Origin of the sequence: Mycobacterium basiliense (assembly GCF_900292015.1) — a bacterium.
Taxonomy (GTDB): domain Bacteria; phylum Actinomycetota; class Actinomycetes; order Mycobacteriales; family Mycobacteriaceae; genus Mycobacterium; species Mycobacterium basiliense.
Map to the genome: position 1 here is coordinate 4,339,033 of NZ_LR130759.1, position 20,734 is coordinate 4,359,766.

14 protein-coding genes and 1 riboswitch are annotated in these 20,734 nt (G+C 65.4%); of the genes, 4 read left to right on the forward strand and 10 right to left on the reverse strand.

Annotated elements, in window-relative coordinates; all coding sequences use genetic code 11:
- The first annotated feature begins 220 nt into the window (after positions 1-220).
- Complete coding sequence (locus tag MB901379_RS18255) at positions 221-3,412, forward strand: PPE family protein (RefSeq protein WP_158017906.1); 3,192 nt, start codon at positions 221-223, stop codon at positions 3,410-3,412.
- A gap of 78 nt (positions 3,413-3,490) precedes the next feature.
- Here the strand turns inward: MB901379_RS18255 and MB901379_RS18260 are convergent, their stop codons facing one another.
- The 10 genes from MB901379_RS18260 to MB901379_RS18305 all read right to left on the reverse strand — a co-directional run bounded on the left by MB901379_RS18260 (position 3,491) and on the right by MB901379_RS18305 (position 15,074).
- Positions 3,491-4,675 carry an RNA polymerase sigma factor gene (locus MB901379_RS18260; RefSeq protein WP_158019287.1) on the reverse strand — a complete coding sequence of 395 codons (1,185 nt, stop codon included), beginning with the start codon at positions 4,673-4,675 and terminating at the stop codon, positions 3,491-3,493.
- A gap of 32 nt (positions 4,676-4,707) precedes the next feature.
- A complete protein-coding gene (locus tag MB901379_RS18265) occupies positions 4,708-4,986 on the reverse strand; it encodes a YciI family protein (RefSeq protein WP_232022150.1) in 279 nt (92 codons plus the stop codon).
- Positions 4,987-5,155: 169 nt separating this feature from the next.
- Complete coding sequence (locus tag MB901379_RS18270; RefSeq protein ID WP_158017908.1) at positions 5,156-6,367, reverse strand: cytochrome P450; 1,212 nt, start codon at positions 6,365-6,367, stop codon at positions 5,156-5,158.
- Positions 6,368-6,379: 12 nt separating this feature from the next.
- Entirely contained in the window at positions 6,380-7,828 is a 1,449-nt protein-coding gene (locus MB901379_RS18275) for an aldehyde dehydrogenase family protein (RefSeq protein WP_158019288.1), read from the reverse strand.
- 37 nt (positions 7,829-7,865) lie between these two features.
- A complete protein-coding gene (locus MB901379_RS18280) occupies positions 7,866-8,768 on the reverse strand; it encodes an SDR family oxidoreductase (RefSeq protein ID WP_158017909.1) in 903 nt (300 codons plus the stop codon).
- Positions 8,761-9,885: a spirocyclase AveC family protein gene (locus tag MB901379_RS18285; protein WP_158017910.1), complete on the reverse strand. Its 1,125-nt coding sequence runs from the start codon at positions 9,883-9,885 to the stop codon at positions 8,761-8,763. The genes MB901379_RS18280 and MB901379_RS18285 overlap by 8 nt, the downstream gene beginning before the upstream one ends.
- 6 nt (positions 9,886-9,891) lie before the next feature.
- Entirely contained in the window at positions 9,892-11,001 is a 1,110-nt protein-coding gene (locus tag MB901379_RS18290; protein WP_158019289.1) for an ABC transporter substrate-binding protein, read from the reverse strand.
- A gap of 92 nt (positions 11,002-11,093) precedes the next feature.
- On the reverse strand, positions 11,094-11,903 hold the full coding sequence (locus tag MB901379_RS18295; protein ID WP_158017911.1) for a CbbQ/NirQ/NorQ/GpvN family protein: 810 nt from the start codon (positions 11,901-11,903) through the stop codon (positions 11,094-11,096).
- 32 nt (positions 11,904-11,935) lie between these two features.
- Entirely contained in the window at positions 11,936-13,639 is a 1,704-nt protein-coding gene (locus MB901379_RS18300; RefSeq protein WP_232021897.1) for a nitric oxide reductase activation protein NorD, read from the reverse strand.
- A 280-nt stretch (positions 13,640-13,919) separates the two neighbouring features.
- On the reverse strand, positions 13,920-15,074 hold the full coding sequence (locus MB901379_RS18305) for a PPE family protein (RefSeq protein ID WP_158017912.1): 1,155 nt from the start codon (positions 15,072-15,074) through the stop codon (positions 13,920-13,922).
- A gap of 376 nt (positions 15,075-15,450) precedes the next feature.
- Between MB901379_RS18305 and MB901379_RS18310 the strand changes: the two genes are divergently transcribed.
- The 3 genes from MB901379_RS18310 to metE all read left to right on the forward strand — a co-directional run bounded on the left by MB901379_RS18310 (position 15,451) and on the right by metE (position 20,681).
- Entirely contained in the window at positions 15,451-16,758 is a 1,308-nt protein-coding gene (locus tag MB901379_RS18310) for a TetR/AcrR family transcriptional regulator (RefSeq protein WP_158017913.1), read from the forward strand.
- Positions 16,759-16,845: 87 nt separating this feature from the next.
- Entirely contained in the window at positions 16,846-17,688 is an 843-nt protein-coding gene (locus MB901379_RS18315; protein ID WP_158017914.1) for an SDR family oxidoreductase, read from the forward strand.
- 341 nt (positions 17,689-18,029) lie between these two features.
- Positions 18,030-18,242: riboswitch (cobalamin riboswitch) on the forward strand.
- Positions 18,243-18,389: 147 nt separating this feature from the next.
- Positions 18,390-20,681 carry a 5-methyltetrahydropteroyltriglutamate--homocysteine S-methyltransferase gene (metE, locus tag MB901379_RS18325; RefSeq protein ID WP_158017915.1) on the forward strand — a complete coding sequence of 764 codons (2,292 nt, stop codon included), beginning with the start codon at positions 18,390-18,392 and terminating at the stop codon, positions 20,679-20,681.
- The last annotated feature ends 53 nt before the right edge of the window (positions 20,682-20,734 follow it).

Consider the following 20,734-nt stretch of genomic DNA (forward strand, 5'->3'; position numbering starts at 1 on the left):
GGAAAACGGCTGATACGCCTCCCTCGGTTGGCATAGTGTTCTGTTGCCAAGGTGTACGAGTATGTCGCGGTATCGGCCCCAGCGTTGTCGGCGGGAGGCACCATGCTGAGTGTGGTCACAGCCGAGAAATCGCTGCGTAGCACCGCCCGGCAAGGGTTTATTTGCGATGCGAGCCGACGCGGCGGCTCGGCGTGCGAAACCAGTTGAGAAGGGCGCCCTGATGAATTTTGCGATGTTGCCTCCGGAGGTCAATTCGGCACTGATGTTCGCCGGCGCGGGCTCGGGCCCCACATTGGCGGCAGCGGCTGCTTGGGATGGGCTGGCCGATGAGTTGGGTGACGCGGCGGCCGCATTTTCGTCGGTCACCTCGGCATTGGCGGGTGGTTCGTGGCAAGGCCCGGCGGCCGCCGCGATGGCGGCCGCGGCCGCCCCGTATGCCAGCTGGCTGAGCGCGGCGGCAACGCGGGCACTCGGGGCGGCCGCACAGGCCAAGGCGGCCGCCGCGGTCTTCGACGCGGCACGGGCGGCCACGGTGCATCCGGGGTTGGTACTGGCCAACCGGAATCAGCTGGTGTCGTTGGTGCTGTCCAACGTGTTCGGCCAGAACGCTCCGGCGATTGCGGCCACCGAGGCCGCCTACGAGGAGCTGTGGGCCCAGGACGTCGCGGCGATGGTGGGCTACCACGGCGGCGCCTCGGCGGTCGCCGCGCGGCTTGCCCCGTGGCAGCAGGCGTTGCGCGCGCTGCCCGGCTCGATGGCGGCCGCGGGTGCGCCGGTGGCCGCCGCGCTGGCTCCCAGCGCGGCGGCCCTCATCCCGGGCCTAAGTATCGGCAACACCGGGGTGGGGAACCTGAGCATCGGCAATATCGGCAACTACAACCTGGGCAGCGGCAACTTCGGCTCGTTCAACCTCGGTTCCGGCAATGTCGGCAACGCAAACCTGGGCAGCGGGAACGCCGGCCAGGCCAATTTCGGCAGCGGGAACCTCGGTTTCTTCAACCTGGGCAGCGGCAACATCGGCTACAGCAACCTGGGTAGTGGGAACGGCGGCAACCTCAACCTGGGCAACGGAAACGGCGGCTCCGGCAACTTCGGCAGCGGCAACGCCGGCAACTGGAACCTCGGCAGCGGAAACATCGGCGATAACAACTGGGGCGGCGGCAACAATGGCTCGTTCAACGTGGGCAGCGGAAACCTCGGCAGCAACAACATCGGATTCGGGAACCTCGGTAACAACAACCTGGGGTTTGGAAACAACGGCAACAACAACATCGGTTTCGGGCTCACCGGCAGCAACATGGTCGGCATCGGCGCGCTGAACACCGGCGTCGGAAACTTCGGCTTCGGCAACGCCGGGGACAACAACATCGGCTTCTTCAACTCCGGCAGCAACAACATTGGCTTCTTCAACTCCGGGGAGGGCAACTTCGGCTTCGACAACGCCGGCGCCACCAATACCGGGTTCGGCAACGCGGGCGCCACCAACACCGGATTCGGAAATTCCAGCTTCAGCAACTTCGGATTCGGGAATTCGGGCTCACAAAACATGGGCTTCGGAAACGCCGGCGGTAGCAACATAGGCTCCGGCAACTCGGGCGACTTCAACGCGGGCAGCTTCAACTCAGGCACCACCAATACGGGCGCATTCAACGCAGGCAACTTCAACACGGGATGGGCCAACTCCGGCGACGTCAACACCGGTGCCGTCAATGCGGGTGACCTGAACACCGGTATCGGCAGCCCAGACGACCAAGCGGTGGCGAACTCGGGCTTCGGCAACACCGACAGCGGCAACTCGGGTTTCTTCAACTCTGGCGACGGCAACTCCGGCTTCCAGAACAGCAACACGGGCTTGGTGGGTCAGGGCAGCGCCGGTCTGCTCAACTCCGGTGACGGCGGCAACACCGGGATCAACAATTCGGGTCACTTCAACGTGGGCGTCTTCAATACCGGCGCCCTGAACACGGGTATCGGCAACGCGGCCGACAACCTTAGCTTCCCCTACACCTCGGGCGTGGCGAACTCAGGCGACAACAGCTCCGGCGCATTCAACACCGGCGACAATCAGTCGGGCTTCTTCAACCTCAGCAGCCTCGCGTTTGCGACGTCGGCCAACGTTGCCGCGGCGTTCAGCGCGCCCGCCGCGGCGCTGGCTGCCGCCGTGCCCGCGGTCGACCTTCCGGCGTTCAACGTGGGCATCGGCAACATCGGCGAATACAACCTGGGCAGCGGCAACATCGGCTCGTTCAATCACGGCATCGGCAATATCGGCAACGCCAACCACGGCAGCGGAAACACCGGCAACGCGAACATGGGCAGCGGCAACACCGGTTTCTTCAACATGGGCAACGGCAACGACGGCAATACCAATTTCGGCATCGGAAACATCGGCAATCTCAACCTCGGTAGCGGCAACAACGGTTCCGGCAACATCGGCGATGGCAACTTCGGTAGCGGCAACTTCGGTAGCGGCAACTTCGGCAGCACCAACTGGGGTAGCGGCAACAACGGCTCGTTCAACCTGGGTTTCGGGAACCAGGGCGGTAGCAACATCGGCCTGGCGAATCTCGGCACCAACAACTTGGGCTTTGGCAACAACGGCAACAACAACATCGGTTTCGGCCTCAACGGCAACAACATGATCGGCATCGGTGGGCTCAACTCCGGTAGCGGCAATATGGGCTTGGGCAACTCCGGCGACAACAACGTCGGCTTCTTCAACTCCGGCAGCAACAATGTCGGCTTCTTCAATTCCGGTGACGGTAACTTCGGCTTCTCCAACGCCGGCTCAACCAACACCGGGTTCTGGAACGCGGGCAGCGTCAACACCGGCCACGGGAATGCCGGTAGCACCAACTTTGGCTTCGCCAACGCCGGCGACTCGAACATGGGGGTCGGGAATGCGGGTAGCAATAACCTCGGTTGCGGGAACTCCGGCTCGTCCAACACCGGCAGCTACAACTCCGGCAGCCTGAACACGGGCTTCGACAATTCGGGCGACACCAACACCGGATGGGGGAACTCGGCCGACATCAACACCGGCGCCTACAACTCGGGCGACTTGAACACCGGTTTCGGCAGCACGCAGACCCAAACCGGGCCGAACTCGGGCTTGGGCCACATGGGCACCGGCAACTCGGGCTTCTTCAACTCCGGCGACGGTAACTCCGGCTTCCAGAACAGCAACACCGGCGTGTTGGCGACCGGCAACTCGGGTGTGCGTAACTTCGGCGACGTCACCAACGTGGGTTTCCTCAACTCAGGTAGCGGCAACATCGGCATATTCAACGCCGGCACCGCCGGCGTTGGTTTGGCCAACTCGGGCAATAACAGCTCGGGCGTGCGTATTTCGGGCGACGGCAGCTCAGGAGCGTTCAACTCCGGCGATGGCCAATCCGGATTCAATAACTAGCGATCCGGCCTGGTCGCCGACTTCGGGTGGCGCGCCCTGGGCCGAGCCAGCTCTTTGGCCCGGAGCCGGAGTCCTGTTCTAGTCCTGATGCGCCGACCATTCGGCGATGCGCCGTTGCCGGTGTCGGCGCTCGGGTGCGGGGACCGAATCGGTCAGGGACGCCCGGGTCACCGCGACCGCTTCGGTGAATCGGTGTTGGCGAGCCAATAGTTCGCCGCGGACGGCTTGCCAGCGGTGGTCCGGCGAGAGCCGGTCGAGCTCCCGCAATCCCGCCGCCGCACCCTCGAATTCCGCGACGGCGACCGCGCGGGCGAGCGCGGCCGGACCGCTGGGCTGCACCGACAGCAGCAGATCGTAGAGCCGGACGATCTCGACCCAATCGGTGGTCTGGTACGACGCGGCCCGGGCATGCTCGGCCGCGATCGCGGCTTGGAGCTGGTAGGGGTCGGCGACGGTCTCGCTGCGTCGCAGTGATTCGTCGAGCAGCCGCAGCCCGTCTTGGATGGCATCGGCGTCCCACAACGAGCGATCCTGTTCGGACAGCGGCACCGGATCTCCCGCGGGGTCGATTCGGGCGGCCCGACGCGCTTCGGTGAGCAGCAGCAGCGCCAGTACCGCCATCGACGACGGCTCATCGGGCATCAGCTCGTGCACGATCCGTGCCAAGCGCAGCGCCTCTTGGGTCCCGTCCACATCGGTCAGCCGCTCACCGCCCGACGCCGTATGCGCGATCGTGTAGAACGCATGCAGTACCGCGCAGACCGCCGCCAGCCGCGCCGGCAGGTCTTCGTCGGCAGGCACGCGGTACGGGATGGCCGCGCGCGCGATCTTCTGCCGGGTCCGGGTCAGGCGTTTGGCCACGGCGGCCTCGCTGGTGAGCAGCACCGCCGCGATCTGAGCCGGCGACAGCCCACACAATGTGCGCAGCGCCAGCGTCACCTGGGCCTCCAGCCCGAGTGCGGGGTGGCAGCAGGTGAAGATCAGCCGCAGCCGATCATCGGCCACCACGCTGTCCGGCGGCAGGTCGGGGACTGCGAGCTCCACGCTGGCACGCTCCTTTTGGGCTCGAGCCCCCTCGCGGCGCAACAGGTCGATTGCGACCCGGCGCGCGGTCACCGTCAGCCAGGCACGGGGCTCGTCCGGCACGCCGTTGCGCGGCCAGTCCCGCAACGCCCGCAGCGCCGCTTCCTGGACGGCGTCCTCAGCAATCTGCAGCGACCCGACCGTCCGGACGAGGGTGGCAAGAATGCGGGTTCCCTCCATCCGGACGGTCGCGGCCAGCGTGGCGTCGGTGTTCAACCGAATTCGATGACCGGTCGCACCTCGACGGCGCCGTCCCAGGCGGCGGGGATTTCGGCGGCGATACGCAACGCCTCGTCGAGGTCGGTGGCCTCGATGAGGTAGAAGCCGGTCAGCGCCTCCTTGGTCTCGGCGTACGGGCCGTCGCTGGTGACGACGTCGCCGCCGCGCGCGCCGCTGACCCGCACGGTGGTCGCGGTGCTGGTCGGGTACAACGCGTTGCCACCACGGATCACCGCGGCATGGTCCTGTCCGAATTTCATGTATTCGGCCATGTCGGCGGCCTGCTCGGGGGCCGTCCAGTCGACGTCCCTGGTGTAGGTGAGTGCGGCGTATTGCGGCATGCTGTCCTCCTGTCGGAGATCATGATCCGGGCTGTTCCCGGATCTCATCAAGGGGACGATCGCAGCTGGCGCCATCAGGACTCCGCGGCCGAAGAAATTTTTAGAGCGGATCGAATAGCACCGGAAGTGAAGTCGGCGACCGGAATACCTGACCGCGGATGTGGGGATCGTCCCCGTTGGGGTCCATCCGCAGGTTGGGCAATCGATCGAAGAGCAGGTTGAGCGCGACCCGCATCTCCAGCCGGGCCAGGTGCATCCCGAGGCAGACGTGCACCCCGTGGCCGAAGCCGATGTGCGCCCTGGCCGCGCGGAAGATGTCAAAGCGATCGGGATCGGGATAGCGTTCGTCCTGCCGGTTGGCCGCGCCCAGCATGGGCATCACCGAGGATCCGGCCGGAATGGGCACGCCGGACAGTTCGGCGTCGCGGGTGGCAACCCGGGTGATGGTCAGCAGCGGTGGTTCCCAACGCACCGCCTCCTCGATCGCCTGCGGCAACAGCGACCGGTCGACGAGAACCGCGTTGAGTTGGTCGGTGTCGCTCAGCAATCCGAACAGCATGTTTCCCAGCGAGCGGTAGGTGGTTTCGACACCGGCCGGAAGCAACAGCCGCAGGAAAGAATAGATCTCCTCGTCCGACAGCCGCTCCCCGTCGATCTGGGCTTGGGCCAAACCGCTGATCAGATCGTCCCGGGGTTGGTGGCGTCGTGCTGCCAGGATCGGAGCAAAGTACTCCTGCAGCGCCAACGAGGCAGCGCGACCCCGCTCCGGGTTGACCGTGAAACTCAGCAGCGAGATCGACCACCGCTGAAACTGCGGATAGTCCTCGCGCGGCAGCCCGAGCAGGCCGGCGATGATCTGGGTGGGATAGGGGAAGGTGAATTCCTTCACCAGATCGGCGCGCCCGTGGGCGGCGAATTGGTCGATCAGGCCATCGCCCACCCTGCCGACCAATTCGTCTTCCCAACGCGCCAACGCCTTCTGCGAGAACGCTTTTGCTACCAACGATCGGTGGCGTCCGTGCTCGGGCTCATCCATCCCGAGCATGATATGGCGACCCAGCACGTCACCGAAAGCGTCGATGATGATGGCCGAGGAGAACGTCTCGTTGTCCCGCAGCACCCGCGCGACGTCTTCATGGCGGTAGACGATGAAAACGGGCTTGGACTGCTGGTGCGGCATGGCCGAGACGTCGATGCGCTGCACTGGTTGCTCGCGCCGCAGCCGGGCAAGCTCGGTGTACGGGTCCCGGACGTCACCGGAGACCACGTCGTCGAAGGCCCCGAAATCCTCGAGATCATCGAACAGCTGCAAATCACCACCCCCCTAGCCCGCCGGGTAACCCACCGATTTGATCTGCGTGTACTGGTCGAACCCGGCCACACCGTTCTGGCGACCCACACCACTGTCCTTGTATCCACCGAACGGGGTGTCGGCGCCGTAGGGAGCGCCGCCGTTGACGCCGATGAAACCGGCCCGCAGCCGCCGGGCCACCGCCAGCGAGTGCTCCAACGAACCCGACATCACATTGCCGGCCAATCCGTACACGCTGTCGTTGGCGATCCGGATCGCGTCCTCTTCGGTGTCGAACGGGATTACCGAGAGCACTGGGCCGAAGATCTCCTCCTGGGCGATGGTCATGGAGTTGTCGACATCAACGAAAAGTGTTGGCCGCACATAGAATCCTCGGTCAAATCCGGTCGGCGCATCCGGCCCGCCGACCAGACAGGTGGCGCCCTCTTCGACGCCCTTGTTGAGGTAGCCGAGCACCCGGTTGCGTTGTTTGGGCGAGATCACCGGACCACATAGGGTCGCGGGGTCCTGGGGATCTCCCGGCATGACGTTGTCGTAGATGCTCTTGAGGATCGCCACCCCTTCGTCGTAGCGCGATCGCGGCAACAGCATCCGGGTCGGGTTGGCGCAGCCCTGCCCGGCGTGCATACACGGCGCGATGCCGATCGCGCAGGCCAACCCGAAATCGGCGTCCTCCAAGACGATGGTGGCCGACTTGCCACCCAATTCCAGGAACAGCCGCTTCATGGTCGCCGCACCCTTTTCCATGATTCGTTTCCCGACGGCGGTCGAGCCGGTGAACGAGATCAGGTCAACCCGGGGTGAGAGAGTGAGCTCCTCCCCCACCAGGTGGTCCGAGGAGGTGACCACGTTGACGACGCCGGCTGGGATGTCAGTCTTTTCGGCGATCAGCCGGCCCAGGCGGGTCGCGTTGAACGGAGTGTCCGGCGCCGGCTTGAGCACCACGGTGTTGCCGGTGCCCAGCGCTTGGCCGAGCTTGTTGATGGTGACCTCAAACGGGAAATTCCACGGCACGATGGCGCCGACCACCCCGACCGGCTCCCGCCAGACCTTGCGGGTGGTCATTTGGCCGGTGATGCTGACCAAGGAGTCACCCAGGTCGGTTTCCCAGGGGTATTCGTCGATCAGCCGGGCGGGATAGCGCAGCGCGTCGGCCAGCGGCGCATCCAATTGGGGTCCGAAGGTGATCGCGCGGGGCGCGCCGGCCTCGAGAATGAGCTCTTCACGAAACTCTTCCCGCTCTGCCTCGATGGCCTCCTGCAGTTGCTCCAGGCAGCGCTTGCGCAACGCACGGTTGGTTGACCAGTCTGACTCGTCGAACGCGCGTCGTGCCGCATCGATAGCCCGGTGCATATCTGCGTTCGAGGCGTCGACAACCTCGCCGAGTGCCTCCTCAGTGGCCGGGTTGACGTTGGTGAAGGTGCCGGCTTGGCCGTCGACCAGCGTGCCGTCGATCATCATCTTGGACTCGAACCGAACCTGGACAGCCTCGGTGGTGTCAGCCATGTGTGTCGCTCTCTGTACGGGGTGCGCTCCGTAGAGCACCGGGAGGTGGGATGCCCATCGCTAGCCGGGCCACCCTATGGAAAGCCTTACCGGAAAGCAGCCGGTTGGCAACCATGAGCATGCGGGCATCCGGGCCCACGGCGTGCCGGGCGAACGGGGCGTGGTCCTCGACGGCCTTGGCCAGACGTTTCGCGAACCGGTCGGGTGGGGCCGCGAACCGCATCGCAAAGCGGCCCCGCCGCTCGATCATGGCGTGCTGGGCGCCGTAGGGACCGGTGAAGTCCCGGTGATCCGATGTCCCCGCGTCGGTGATGATGTCGGTATCAAACGTCCCGGCCACCAACACGGTGACGCCGAGACCGAAGGGCGCTACCTCCCCGGCCAAGGATTCGGCCCAGCGTTCCAGTGCACCTTTGGCCGCGGAGTATGCCGCGATCTCCGGCATGCCGCGAACCCCACCCTGACTGGAGATCATGACGATTCGCCCGCGCCCGGCCGCACGCATTGCGGGCAATAGAGCCTTGGTCAACTGCACCGGCCCGAGCACGTGGGTGGCAAACATCCGCTCCCACAGTTCGATCGGTGTCTCCTCTACCGTGCCCGCCGCAGAGATGCCCGCGTTGTGCACCAGCACCCGCGGGGCCCCGACGACATCCTCGATCACCTTGGCCCCCGCGGCGACCGACGCGGGAACGGTCAGGTCCAGCTGGACAGGGATCAGCCGTCCCGAACCATGTTCGGACGCAACGGTCTTCGACCGCAACGCGGCCATTCCGGACTCCGGTGAGCGCATCGCGGCCACCACCCGCCAGCCCCGCCGGTACAGCAGCGCAGCCGATGCGAGGCCGAGCCCGCGGGACGCACCGGTGATGACGATGGTGCGCGGCTCATCCATGCTGCGGTCCGCAGCGTCCGCCATCCGGGGGTGCCGCCACATCCGGGCGGCCGTGCGGCTGTGCGCTCATCCAGGTTGACCAGATGCCCACCGAGTACGGACCCGACTGACCGTTGCGCTCGTAGAAGCCCTGTGGGTCATAGGCTTTGGCTTCCGGATAGGGCCACGGGCAGGCAACGGAGGTCGCGGTTCTGGTCCATTTGACGATGGCGAAGCCAGTGCCGTAGGCGAAATACGCCAGGTTGATCGCAGCGAACATGACCACGAACGTGGCCAGCGCGGGGCGTCCCCGCAAAATCCGGGCCCGCTGGGCGAGCCTTTCGGCAACGGTGCGCCCGGTGTCGTCGCGGTAGAGCAGTACGCCCGCGGGAATCATCACGAAGGTCACCATCACCGTCTCCCAGATGAACGGGAACTGGTAGGTCTGTCCGGCGAAGGCCGACCCAAACGGAATGACTTGGGAATAGATGTAAAAGCCGGTGCGCACCAACGTCATCTCCAACATCGCATCGATGATGATCCCGAGCGGCAGGATGATGGCCGCCAGGCTGATCAGCGGACGACGCCAGGCAAACGAGTCGACGGGCCGACGGGCCTGAATCTTGCGCAGGATCCAGATCGCCGGAAAGTAGGGCCCCAGGTAGAACATGATGTAGCCGATGACCAGAAACGGCTCGACGGTCGGCGATAACGACACCAGCGGCCAGTCTTCGGGCCAATGCCATAGTTGCGGGTTGTACACCGCGTATGGCGACCAGTTCATGATCGGGTCCTGCCACACGATCAGCGTCGTGACGATTCCCATCAGAAGTACGGGGTGGGCGGGATACCGACGCCAGGCCACCACATAGACCACGACGATCAGCGTCATCGAGATGATGGTGAAGATCTGAAACAGCGCCAACCAGTGGTCGTAGCCGAACAGCGGCTGCACCGGACGAGGCGCGCCGGCGACATCGGGATTGCGAATCCGCGTTGAGACTGCACCCTGTCGTGCGTAATAGGCGATGACGACAAGCGCCACGACGACCACCGCAACCCACACCGTGACCCAGATGGAGACCCGGGCAGACCCCCTGGCCACCTTGGCGGTCGCACCGACGGTTTGGGTAGCCATCGCCCATCACTCTCCGAAACGGCCCACGAGGTGGGAGGTTACGCCGTCGGGGTCCAACGTCCGGGCCACCAGATAACCCGCGCCCATCCAGGCCCGTCGAGTCCACTTCCCCAGCGAGATTCTGGTTCCCGGTGCACCAGCGGCGGCAGGCAACATCTTCACCCGTTCGAGCGCCTCCTTCACACCGCGGGGGCTCAGCGGGTGGGCGTCGGAGAAGGCGTGCAGCAGCGTGGCCGCAACATCGCGGTTCACCACCGGCACGCAATATTGGGGCCGACGTCCGTATTCGGACTCATACCGGTCCAGGAAGGCCTGACCCACATCGTTTCCCTCGTCATACTGGTCGATCCCGGTCCACCCCATAAAGGCTTGCCACATAGCCGGATTGATCCAGGCGTTTTGAAACGCGGTGCTGGTGAACCGGGGCGGATCCCAGCCGAGTTCGGTCAGAGCCGGGTTGACAAAGACAATCCCGAAGCCAAAACCACAATGCACCAGGGCAGATGGCTTTGCCTCAGATAGGCTGCGGACGGCCTGGCCGGTGTCCTGTGCCGTCTGGGCGATCTGCGCTTCGGCGACAATGCGAATGCCGCTGCTTTGGGCGGCTTTTCGGAAATTCCCGAGATAGCTCTGACCGACCAGGGATTGTTCGACCAGTACGCCGACATCGTTGTGGCCACCCTTGGCCAGCAAGTCCGCCCAAAAGATGGGCTCGTCGGTCATCGATCCTTGCGGAAACGCAAATGTCCACTCGCCCAGCCAGTCGTCGCTGCCGCATACGTTGACCGCCGGGACCCGGAATCGCTCCTCGATCGCCTCCTTGGTCGGCACGGCGTTCTCGGTGATGTGCGGCCCGAAGACCACCAGGCAGCCTTCGTCGACGAGTTCGCCGTAAGCATCGATGACGGCTTTGACGGCGCCCTTCGGGAGCCCTTCGACCTCCCGGTACACGATTTCCACCGGGCGATCGATCACCCGCTGACGCATGCCGTCGGCAAACACCACGTCGAACGGTCGAGTCAGGTCATCGCGCATCTCCCGCGGATAGCCTTCCGGCAGCAGGAAGTCGAACAGGTAGCCGATTTTGATCGGCTGCGCCGTGCCCAGGTAGGACAACACTTACCTCCCGCCCGTTCACCGCCTTCGGCAACCGAAAACCTAAAATTTGTTCTGAGACTAGCCCCGAGATCGTCGTGCCGTCAATCCGGCTACGGACCGGGCAGGTAGATGTCGATCATCTCCAACAGTCCATTCACGGCATGGTTATCGTCGGTCAAGGGGCCGGCTATGGCAGCGATAGCCGCCTCGCGCAACGTGAGCCCTTCCGAGGCCATCTGGCCGGTGGCAATAAGCACCCGGGTCGAGGCCACCTCGCGCAATCCGCCGTCCTGCAGCCGGCGGATCGCCCGGGCCAATCGCACCAGCTGGGCGGCGGCCTCGAGCGCCACTCCGGCCTCATGGGCAACGATGTCTTGCTCGATATCAGCTGTGGGAAAACCGAATTCAATCGCGATCATGCGTTGCCGAGTCGAATCCTTGAGGTCTTTGAGGACACTTTGATACCCGGGGTTGTAGGACACCACCAGGCAAAACCCAGGTGCGACGTCAAGGGTCACCCCCAGCCGTTCGATGGGCAGCTGGCGCCGGTGATCGGCCAGGGGGTGCAGCACGACGGTGGTGTCCTGCCGGGCCTCGACCACCTCGTCCAGATAGCAGATCGCACCCTCGCGAGCCGCTCGTGTGAGCGGACCGTCGACCCACTCCGTATCACCGCCGCGCAGCAGGAACCGTCCGACCAGGTCGGCCGCGGTGAGGTCGTCGTGGCAGGCCACCGTGATCAGCGGACGCTGCACATCGTGGGCCATGGCCTCCAGAAACCGGGTCTTACCGCAGCCGGTCGGACCCTTGAGCAGTACCGAGAGCCCTTGCCGGAAGGCCGCCTTGAAGACCCGCTCTTCATTGCCCACCGACACATAGAACGGGCGCACCGCTGCTGGCAGCACGCCGTCCGACGACATAGCGCCAGCGTAGTGCGGAACAGATATTTGGCTCAACCGGGGACTACCTCCGGTTTACGGACTTCGGCCGAACGTAAGGCCACCCGGAACAACGGCCCGACCACCTGCCTCAGTTGTTCCGGTCGCCCAACGGTGGCAAGAGCAGCGCTACCGAACACTCGCTGCAGCTCCTGGGGATCGGTACTTGCGCCAACCGTCAGGCAGACACATCCGATGCCCCGACCTCGTGCTTCGGCCAGCGCGCGCCGAGCGTCCGCTGCACCGTAATCGCGTTCGTAGCCATGGTCGTACGCCAAACCGTCCGACAGCACGACCAGCATCCGCCGCGTTGTGCCGCCCTGGCTTTCCAGCATGGCCGCACCATGCCGGATCGCCGCACCAAGCCTCGAGTACGCACCGGGCACCAGGCCACCGATGCGTCGCAACGCCGGCGCATCGAGCGCCTCACCGAACCGCTTTAGCGGCATCAGTTGCACCGCCGCCCGCCCTTGTGAATAAAAGGCGTAGAGCGCCAGCCGGTCCCCGAGGTCACGCAGCGCGACGGCCAGGGCGACAGCGGCGGCGAGTTGTTGCTCGTGCACCGTCTTGCCCCACGCACCCGTCTGGCCGACCGAACCCGAGCTGTCCACCAGCAGCAGCGCGGCAAGGTCACGGCGCCGGCGGAGCCGATCGACATAGATCGCCTCGCCGGGAGGCGAACCGGCCGCCACCGCTACGTGCGCTTCAATCGCCGCATCGATGTCGATATCCTCTCCCTGCGGCTGCCGGCGAAACCAGTCCGGCGCCAGGCCGATGCGGGCCAGCGATCTGCGTAATCCGTACCCACCCAGGCCATCCGGGGACAACGCGTCCTCGACGATTGGCGATATCTCCCGCACCGTGCACCAGTTCGACCGATAGCGCCGCCGGTAGACGTCCCACTCCGGGTAGCTGAACACCGGTGTTGCCACGGCGCCCAGGGCAGCTCGGTCCTCGGGCAACCTGACCGGCGGGCTCGACCACAGCGCGCCGAATCCGCGGCTACCGGCCCGAGTGCGGTGCGTCGGCGCATCGGCACCCGGCTGCCCGCCCACACCGAGCCGGCCAGCCGGACCCAGCATGCGACGCAGCAACCGGCCCAGCGCTCCCCCACCACCTATTGGACTGGAAACGATGTCGGCACCAGCGGCCCGGTCTGCGGTGTCGTCGTCCAACTGGGTGCCAGCTTGGTGGCCTCGCTCGACCAGGTCGCCGATGGCCGGCTGGGTATCGCCACGAGTGCGCTTCGCCAACTGAGCCAACATTTTTCGCGGCCGAATGGCGCCGAAGCTACGGGGTGGGTCGGCAATTGGACGTCGACTCAGCGCGACGGCTAGCGAAGTGGTCGGCGAATCGCTGCACGCGACGACGCGCACGTCGATCATGGCGCGCAGCCGCGGCGGCAACCACTCGTCGGTCACCGCGAGCGCCCGCTGCCCCTCTACCGCGAGATAGCGCCGGGCCAGCGAGGTTCGCCACCGCAACGCCCGGAGCACATCGCGCTCTAGGCTCCCGGCGGCCAGCAGGGACGCCTGCACGGCCAGCGACTGCAGCTGAAGACCCGCGGGCATGCCGGTGGCGACGAAAATCGTGTCGCCATCCGTCCAGCTCGGCTCGCCCGGTGCGCTCAGCGCAACGTGTAGCCCACGGCCGGCGATGGCCGATGCCAGGACGCCCCATCGCGGCAGTCGCTCGGGACTTTGCTGTTCGCTAGTCAACGCGCCCGTCTTGAATGACCAAATATCTGTTCCAGAGTAAAGTCCGGTTTCGAACACCGTCAAGTCGGAAACGATGCTGCGTGGTATCGCAAGCGGATGCCGGACAAGGGCGCGGCGCTGGGCGGCACACGACCGTTTCTGAGTTATCCGCGACCGGGGCGACCACCGCGGCGGGCTCGATCTTTGAATCCTTGATCAAGTACTCGACGGTGGTGCGCGGGTTGGCCTGAGCAGGTAGTGCCCCGGCCGCAACCCGACGCCCATCCCGGGACCGGTCGCGCTACCCGATTCCGGTGCGCGGCACCACGCTGGGCCTGGACTGCGCCGGGTTGGGGCTGGCGCCCCCGCGGCCCAACATGCCAGCAGGCATCCCGGCTCCACCACCCGCTCCGCCCATCGGCATCGGCATCATCGCGGGCCGCATCGCCCCCGCCGTATCGGCGCCGGCAGGTAACCCGGCCCCGCCCAAACCCGACAATGCAGAACTGGCCATACGCGTGGGCATGGACCCCTCCCATGTCGGTGGAACCGACACCGCACCAACCATCCGCGCCTGACCCAGACCCGCGGCCACCGCCGATCCAAGGCCCGCACCGCCCAACGGCTTGATCGCCGCAAGGGATGCATCCGCCGCCTTTGCCGCGCTTGCCGGCAACTCGGTGGTCGCACTGGCCAACCCGGCCGTCGACGTCCGCATCGCATTGCTCATCATGTTCGTCAGCGGCGAAATCGCCATGCTCAACGGGTACATCAACGGCGACAGACTCGACAACGGCAGCGACTGAAGCGCCGACATGGCAGTCGGGACCGCGGCCACCAGGCTTTGCGCGGGGGTGGACAGCGCCGCCGAGGCCGTCGTCGCCGCGCCGACAACCTGAGCGCCAACCTGGGACGCCCACCCCGCGAGATCCAGGGGTGGCCCACTAAACGGGGTCAACGCCGCGGCCACTGACGTCGCCCCGCCGTGGTAGCCCACCATGGCAGCCACATCCTGAGCCCACATCTCTAGGTAGTCGAACTCGTTGGCCGCAATCGCCGGGGTGTTCTGGCCGAGAAAGTTCGTCGCCACCAGCGAGGTCAGCGACATCCGATTGGCCGTCACCGCAGCCGGATGTACCGTCGCCGACAATGCTGCTTCGAAGGCCGTCGCCGCCGCGCGCGCCTGATTGGCCGCCGACTCTGCCTGGCCGGCCGCCACCCCGAGCCACGTCATGTACGGCGCCGCCGCGGCGGCCATCGATACCGACGCCGGACCCGACCAGGGTCCAGCCGCCAACCCGGTAATCACCGATTCAAAAGACGACGCTGACGCGTACAGATCCGTGGCCAGCCCATCCCAGGCCGATGCCGCGGTAAACAGTGGCCCCGAGCCGGCACCGGAGAAGATCCGCGCCGAGTTGATCTCCGGCGGTAACCACGCATAACCCAATACCATCGCAACCCCAACCCGCCAGTCGGATCACCGACTCGCCATCACTCGCGCCGCTGCCTCCACACCCAATCTTTGCTACATCAACAGTCGCCAGAAACGACTATTTTCAACACGGCCAGATGCTAGGACAGGGCCTCCGCCGGCTTCCGGACTTTCGCATGGGAGCTTGCTGTCAACCTGCTCCACGTTGACTGGCAATGCCCCTCAACGGCAAGCGCATCGCGCTCTAGAATCGGCACATCACCGTCTGCAGCTGCGCGTTTGGCCGTAGTTGCCGCTGGTCGGTCTGATAGCCTTCTAACAAAGATTTGGTTCGCCGAAGGGGACGACTGCGGATGTCAGCTGTGCCACGCCCCAGCGGACTCGTGCACCGCTAGCTATGGCCAAGGCGGATGTACTCGGACCAGGCCGGCGGACGGCTGCTCGTGGGAATCACGCCGGCACCGACTCCGGTACCCGCCGGACCGAGATTCTGCAGACCGCCGCGTCGTTGATCGCGTCGTCGGGACTGCGGACGTCGTTGCAGGAGATTGCCGATGCCGCAGGCATTCTGCCGGGCAGCCTGTATCACCATTTCGAATCCAAAGAGGCGATCCTGATCGAGTTGATCCGCCGGTACCAACAGGATCTGGAGCGCATCGGCCACGGCTGGCAGGAAAAGCTGGACCAACCCGATTCGCGACCCGTGTCGGAGAAGATCAATGAGCTAGGAACGGCGATCGCCCACTGCGCCGTACAGCACCGAGCCGCTCTTCAGATGTCGTTCTACGAGGGCCCCAGCGCCGATCCCGAGCTGATGCAACTGACCCGGCAGCGGCCCTTAGCGATTCAAGAAGCAATGCTGCAGACCCTGCGTGCCGCCCGGTGGAGCGGCTATATCAAGCCCCAGATAGACCTGCCAACGTTGGCAGACCGCATCTGCCAGACGATGCTGCAGGTCGGGCTTGATGTCATGCGGCGCAACGCTTCCACCGAGCAGGTTTCTGGGTTGATGTGCCGGATCATTCTGGAAGGTTTGGCAACTCGAGAGCCACTCGATGGACAACTGGATCCCTCCCCGGCCTTGGCGGCAGCCAACAAGGTGATCGAGACCTGGACCGAAGACCAGCAGGCCGAGCCCGGCGACAAGGCGGCCCATGTTCTCGCGATAGCGCGAATGGAGTTTGGGCGCAGGGGATATGAAGCCACCACGATCAGAGACATTGCATCTGCCGCGGGCCTGGGCACCGGCACCGTCTATCGGGTGATCGGCTCCAAAGATGAACTGCTGGCTTCGATCATGCGTTCCTTCGGACAGAAGGTCGAGGCCGGGTGGGTCAGCGTGCTGCGCTCGACAGGGACGCCGATCGAAAAGCTGGACGCGCTGAGCTGGGTGAATATCAATGCGCTGGACCAGTTTTCGGACGAGTTTCGGATCCAGCTCGCTTGGATGAGGCAGTCACCACCAGACACTCCTAACCCGGGTTGGCTCTATTCGGCCCGGTTGCGGCAGATGAAATCACTTCTGTCCGAAGGTCTTCAGTCCGATGACATACGGATTGAACCACCATCCATCACCATGCTGGCGCGATGCATCATCGGGTTGCAGTGGATACCGGAGAACATCCTGCACGCGATCGGTACCCGCCCGGCTCTCCTGCACGCCCGTGACACGGTGTTACGCGGGGCCGCCGTGCGCAGCGACTAACGCCACCTCCGCCCGACCGCTATTGAACCAAAAATATGTTCCCCCTAGAGTGAGGCGGGTAGGCATGGCCCGCGGGAAGGGACGTCAATGACAGTTTTGGATCGGCTGCGCTACGACGGCAAGCGGGCCCTAGTTGTCGGTGGCGCGACCGGGATGGGCGCAGCGGCCGCCAAGTCGGCAGCAGAACTCGGCGCCGAAGTGATCGTGCTGGATTACGCGCCGGTGAACTACGACGTGGGCCGGGCGGTGCAGGTCGACTTGCGCGACCCCGCGTCGATCGACTCCGCTGTTGAACAGCTGGGCGGCCCGGTCCACGCGGTCTTCTCCGCCGCCGGCGTCGCCGACGGGCCCGATCTGATGAAGATCAACTTCATCGGACACCGGCACCTCATCGAGCGCCTACTGGCCAACGACCAGCTGCCGTCCGGATCCGCTATCTGCTTCATTTCGTCGGTGGCCGGCATGGGGTGGGAGAACGACCTGCCGCGGCTGATGGAGTTTTTGGCCACGCCCGACTACGCGGCGGCTCAAGACTGGGTCTTTGCGCATGAAGCCGAGGGCATCATCCACTACGGCTTCAGCAAGAAGGCGATCAACGCCTACGTGGCAACACAGGCCTTTTCCCTTCTGAAGAAGGGCATCCGCATCAACGCCATCTGTCCCGGCCCGACCGATACCCCGCTGGCCCAGGCCAATGCGGACCTGTGGCTCACCTTTGCCCAGGACTACCGGGACGAGATCGGTTCCAAAGTGCACACCCCAGAACAAATGGGCGACGTCATGGCGTTCCTCAACAGCGCGGCCGCTTTCGGTATCAGCGGTATCACGCTGCTGGTGGACTATGGGCACACAATGTCGTCGCTCACCGGTGCATATCCGCCGGGCAAACCCCTCATCGATCTGATCATGGGCCGCGTCTCGATGCCCTAGCGTCGCAAACCATGGCGCGCATCGTCGTCGTAGGCGGCCACGGAGAGATCGCTCTGCAGCTGACCCGCATCCTCGCCTGGCGGCGACCAAGTCGGTTCGATCTTCGGCAATCCCAACCACTCCGATGACGTCGCCGCCGCCGGGGCCGCAATAGCGCACGTGCGGCTGCGCGGGCGGGACGTGGCACTGGTCCTCGCCGCGGCGCTGGCCGCCGACTCGACCGTCGACTTCAACAACGGCGAGGTTCCCATCGCGGTCGCACTTGCTGATTGACATGCCGCTACGTGCCGACCGAGCGGCAGAGTAACCTGGGCCACGCAGCTGGTCTGCTGGCATCGCGCTATGCGGCGTCGGCATCGAGCGAGGCATCCCAACGGTGCATCGCAAGAGGGAACTCGGTGTGAATCCGAGACTGTCCCGCAGCGGTATGCAGGAACGACCGCCGTCTATAGCACTGGTCCTGACAGATTTGGCACTGGGAAGCGACGGCCAGTAGGAGCACCACCAGGTGCGCGCCTGCGAGTCCGAAGACCTGCCAGCTGTGCCGGGCGCGCCGCGCCCGGCGGCTCATCGCCTCGTGGAATGGGCGTTTGGCCGTCGCGGTTGAGGTTGTGCACGAAATGTGCCGCCGCAACCGGATCGGCTGTGCGTCCACGGGCGGTGGCTTGAGCCTTTTAGGCCCGTCGATTGAAGGACGCGAAGTGACCCAGTTCGTTAGTCAAACACCTTTTACCGCAACCATTACCGGCTCACCCCGCATCGGGCCGCGCCGCGAGCTCAAACGCGCGACCGAGGGGTACTGGTCCGGGCGTACCAGCCGGTCAGACCTAGAGTCCGTCGCCGCCTCCCTGCGTCGAGACACCTGGACGCAGCTAGCCGAGGCCGGTTTGGACTCGGTGCCGGTCAACACCTTCTCCTACTACGACCAGATGCTCGACACCGCGGTTCTGCTGGGTGCACTGCCGGCCCGGGTCAATGGAATCTCCGACGAGCTGGACCGCTATTTCGCCGCCGCGCGGGGCAATGCCGACATCGCTCCGCTGGAAATGACGAAGTGGTTTGACACCAACTACCACTACCTGGTTCCGGAGATCGGGCCGTCCACCCAGTTCACCCTGAATCCCGACAAGGTGCTCTCCGAGTTCAAAGAGGCACAGCAACTCGGAATTCCCGCGCGTCCGGTGGTTATCGGGCCGGTCACCTTCCTATTGCTCAGCAAGGCTGTCGACGGTGGGCCCGCACCGATCGACCGGCTCGAGGACCTGGTTCCGATCTACTCCGAACTGCTGTCACTGCTCGCCGACAACGGCGCGCGCTGGGTGCAATTCGACGAGCCGGCGCTGGTGACCGACATTTGCCCCGACGCACCCGCGCTGGCCGAGCGGATGTACACGGCCCTGGGATCGCTGCGCAACCGCCCGGCCCTGCATGTTGCCACCTATTTCGGCGACCCCGGCGCCGCGCTGGCCGCGTTGGCCCGCACTCCCGTCGAAGCGATCGGCGTCGACCTGGTTGCCGGTGCACCCGGCGCGGTGGCCGCCATAGTGGGGGCGCCCGAGCTGGCGGGCAAGACACTGGTCGCCGGCATCGTCGACGGGCGCAATGTCTGGCGCACCGATCTGGAGGCGGCGCTCGGCCGGCTCGCCACACTGCTGGGATCCGTTGCGGCCGTGGCAGTGTCGACGTCGTGCTCAACATTGCACGTGCCGTACTCGCTGCAACCCGAGTCCGATCTGGATGACAACCTACGCAGCTGGCTGGCCTTCGGTGCCGAAAAGGTGGCCGAAGTCGTGGTTCTCGCCCGCGCGCTGCGCGACGGACGCGACGCGGTCGCCGACGAGATCGCGGCATCCAACGCCGCCGCGGCATCCCGGAAGAAAGACCCGCGCCTGCACAACGGACAGGTCCGGGCACGTATCGACTCGATCGTCGCCTCCGGTGCACATCGAGGCGATGCCGCCACGCGGCGCGCCAGCCAAGACGCCCGCCTGCATCTTCCGCCGCTGCCGACGACGACGATCGGCTCCTATCCGCAGACGTCGGCAATCCGCAAGGCGCGCCAACAGTTGCGGGCCGGGGAAATCGACCAGGCCGAATACGTCAGCCGGATGAAGCAGGAGATCGCCGACGTCATCGGGCTGCAGGAGCGCCTTGACCTCGACGTGCTGGTGCACGGTGAGCCGGAACGCAACGACATGGTGCAGTATTTCGCCGAGCAGTTGCAGGGCTTCTTTGCTACCCAGAACGGTTGGGTGCAGTCCTACGGCAGCCGCTGCGTCCGCCCACCGATTCTGTACGGGGACGTGTCACGCACGAACCCGATGACGGTCGACTGGATCACCTATGCCCAGTCCCTGACCGACAAGCCGATCAAGGGCATGCTGACCGGGCCGGTCACCATCCTGGCGTGGTCTTTCGTCCGCGACGACCAGCCGCTGGCCGACACTGCCAACCAAGTGGCATTGGGCATTCGCGACGAGACCGTGGACCTGCAGTCGGCCGGCATCGCGGTGATCCAGGTCGACGAGCCCGCACTGCGTGAGCTGCTGCCACTGCGGCATGCCGAGCAAGACCAGTACCTGCGTTGGGCGGTAGCGGCTTTCCGGCTGGCTACCTCCGGCGTGGCCGACTCAACGCAGATCCACACCCATTTGTGCTACTCGGAGTTCGGCGAGGTGATCGCCGCGATCGCCGATCTGGATGCCGACGTGACGTCCATCGAAGCCGCGCGCTCCCACATGGAGGTGCTGGACGACCTGAACGCGGCCGGCTTCGCCAACAGTGTGGGACCGGGGGTGTACGACATCCACTCCCCGCGGGTGCCGAGCACCGAGGAGATGGCCGAGTCGCTCCAAGCAGCGTTGAAAGCCGTACCGGCTAGCCGGCTTTGGGTCAACCCCGACTGCGGATTGAAGACCCGCAACGTCGACGAGGTGACCACGTCACTGCAGCACATGGTGGCAGCCGCGAAGCAGGTCCGAGCGGGCATCTAATGCCTGCGCGAGCGTAGCGTCGCGGTGAGTTTCGACTCGAAATCTCACCGTGA

What these genes read in the sequence shown, in the direction of transcription:
- MB901379_RS18295 (WP_158017911.1), bottom strand. Translation starts at nt 11,903, where the DNA reads ATGTCGTCGGACGGCGTGCTGCCAGCAGCGGTGCGCCCGTTCTATGTG.
- MB901379_RS18305 (WP_158017912.1), bottom strand. Translation starts at nt 15,074, where the DNA reads ATGGTATTGGGTTATGCGTGGTTACCGCCGGAGATCAACTCGGCGCGG.
- MB901379_RS18255 (WP_158017906.1), top strand. Translation starts at nt 221, where the DNA reads ATGAATTTTGCGATGTTGCCTCCGGAGGTCAATTCGGCACTGATGTTC.
- MB901379_RS18275 (WP_158019288.1), bottom strand. Translation starts at nt 7,828, where the DNA reads ATGATGATCGACGGCACGCTGGTCGACGGCCAAGCCGGCACCTTCACC.
- MB901379_RS18265 (WP_232022150.1), bottom strand. Translation starts at nt 4,986, where the DNA reads ATGGCCGAATACATGAAATTCGGACAGGACCATGCCGCGGTGATCCGT.
- MB901379_RS18260 (WP_158019287.1), bottom strand. Translation starts at nt 4,675, where the DNA reads ATGGAGGGAACCCGCATTCTTGCCACCCTCGTCCGGACGGTCGGGTCG.
- MB901379_RS18315 (WP_158017914.1), top strand. Translation starts at nt 16,846, where the DNA reads ATGACAGTTTTGGATCGGCTGCGCTACGACGGCAAGCGGGCCCTAGTT.
- MB901379_RS18280 (WP_158017909.1), bottom strand. Translation starts at nt 8,768, where the DNA reads ATGGATGAGCCGCGCACCATCGTCATCACCGGTGCGTCCCGCGGGCTC.
- MB901379_RS18285 (WP_158017910.1), bottom strand. Translation starts at nt 9,885, where the DNA reads ATGGCTACCCAAACCGTCGGTGCGACCGCCAAGGTGGCCAGGGGGTCT.
- MB901379_RS18310 (WP_158017913.1), top strand. Translation starts at nt 15,451, where the DNA reads ATGGCCAAGGCGGATGTACTCGGACCAGGCCGGCGGACGGCTGCTCGT.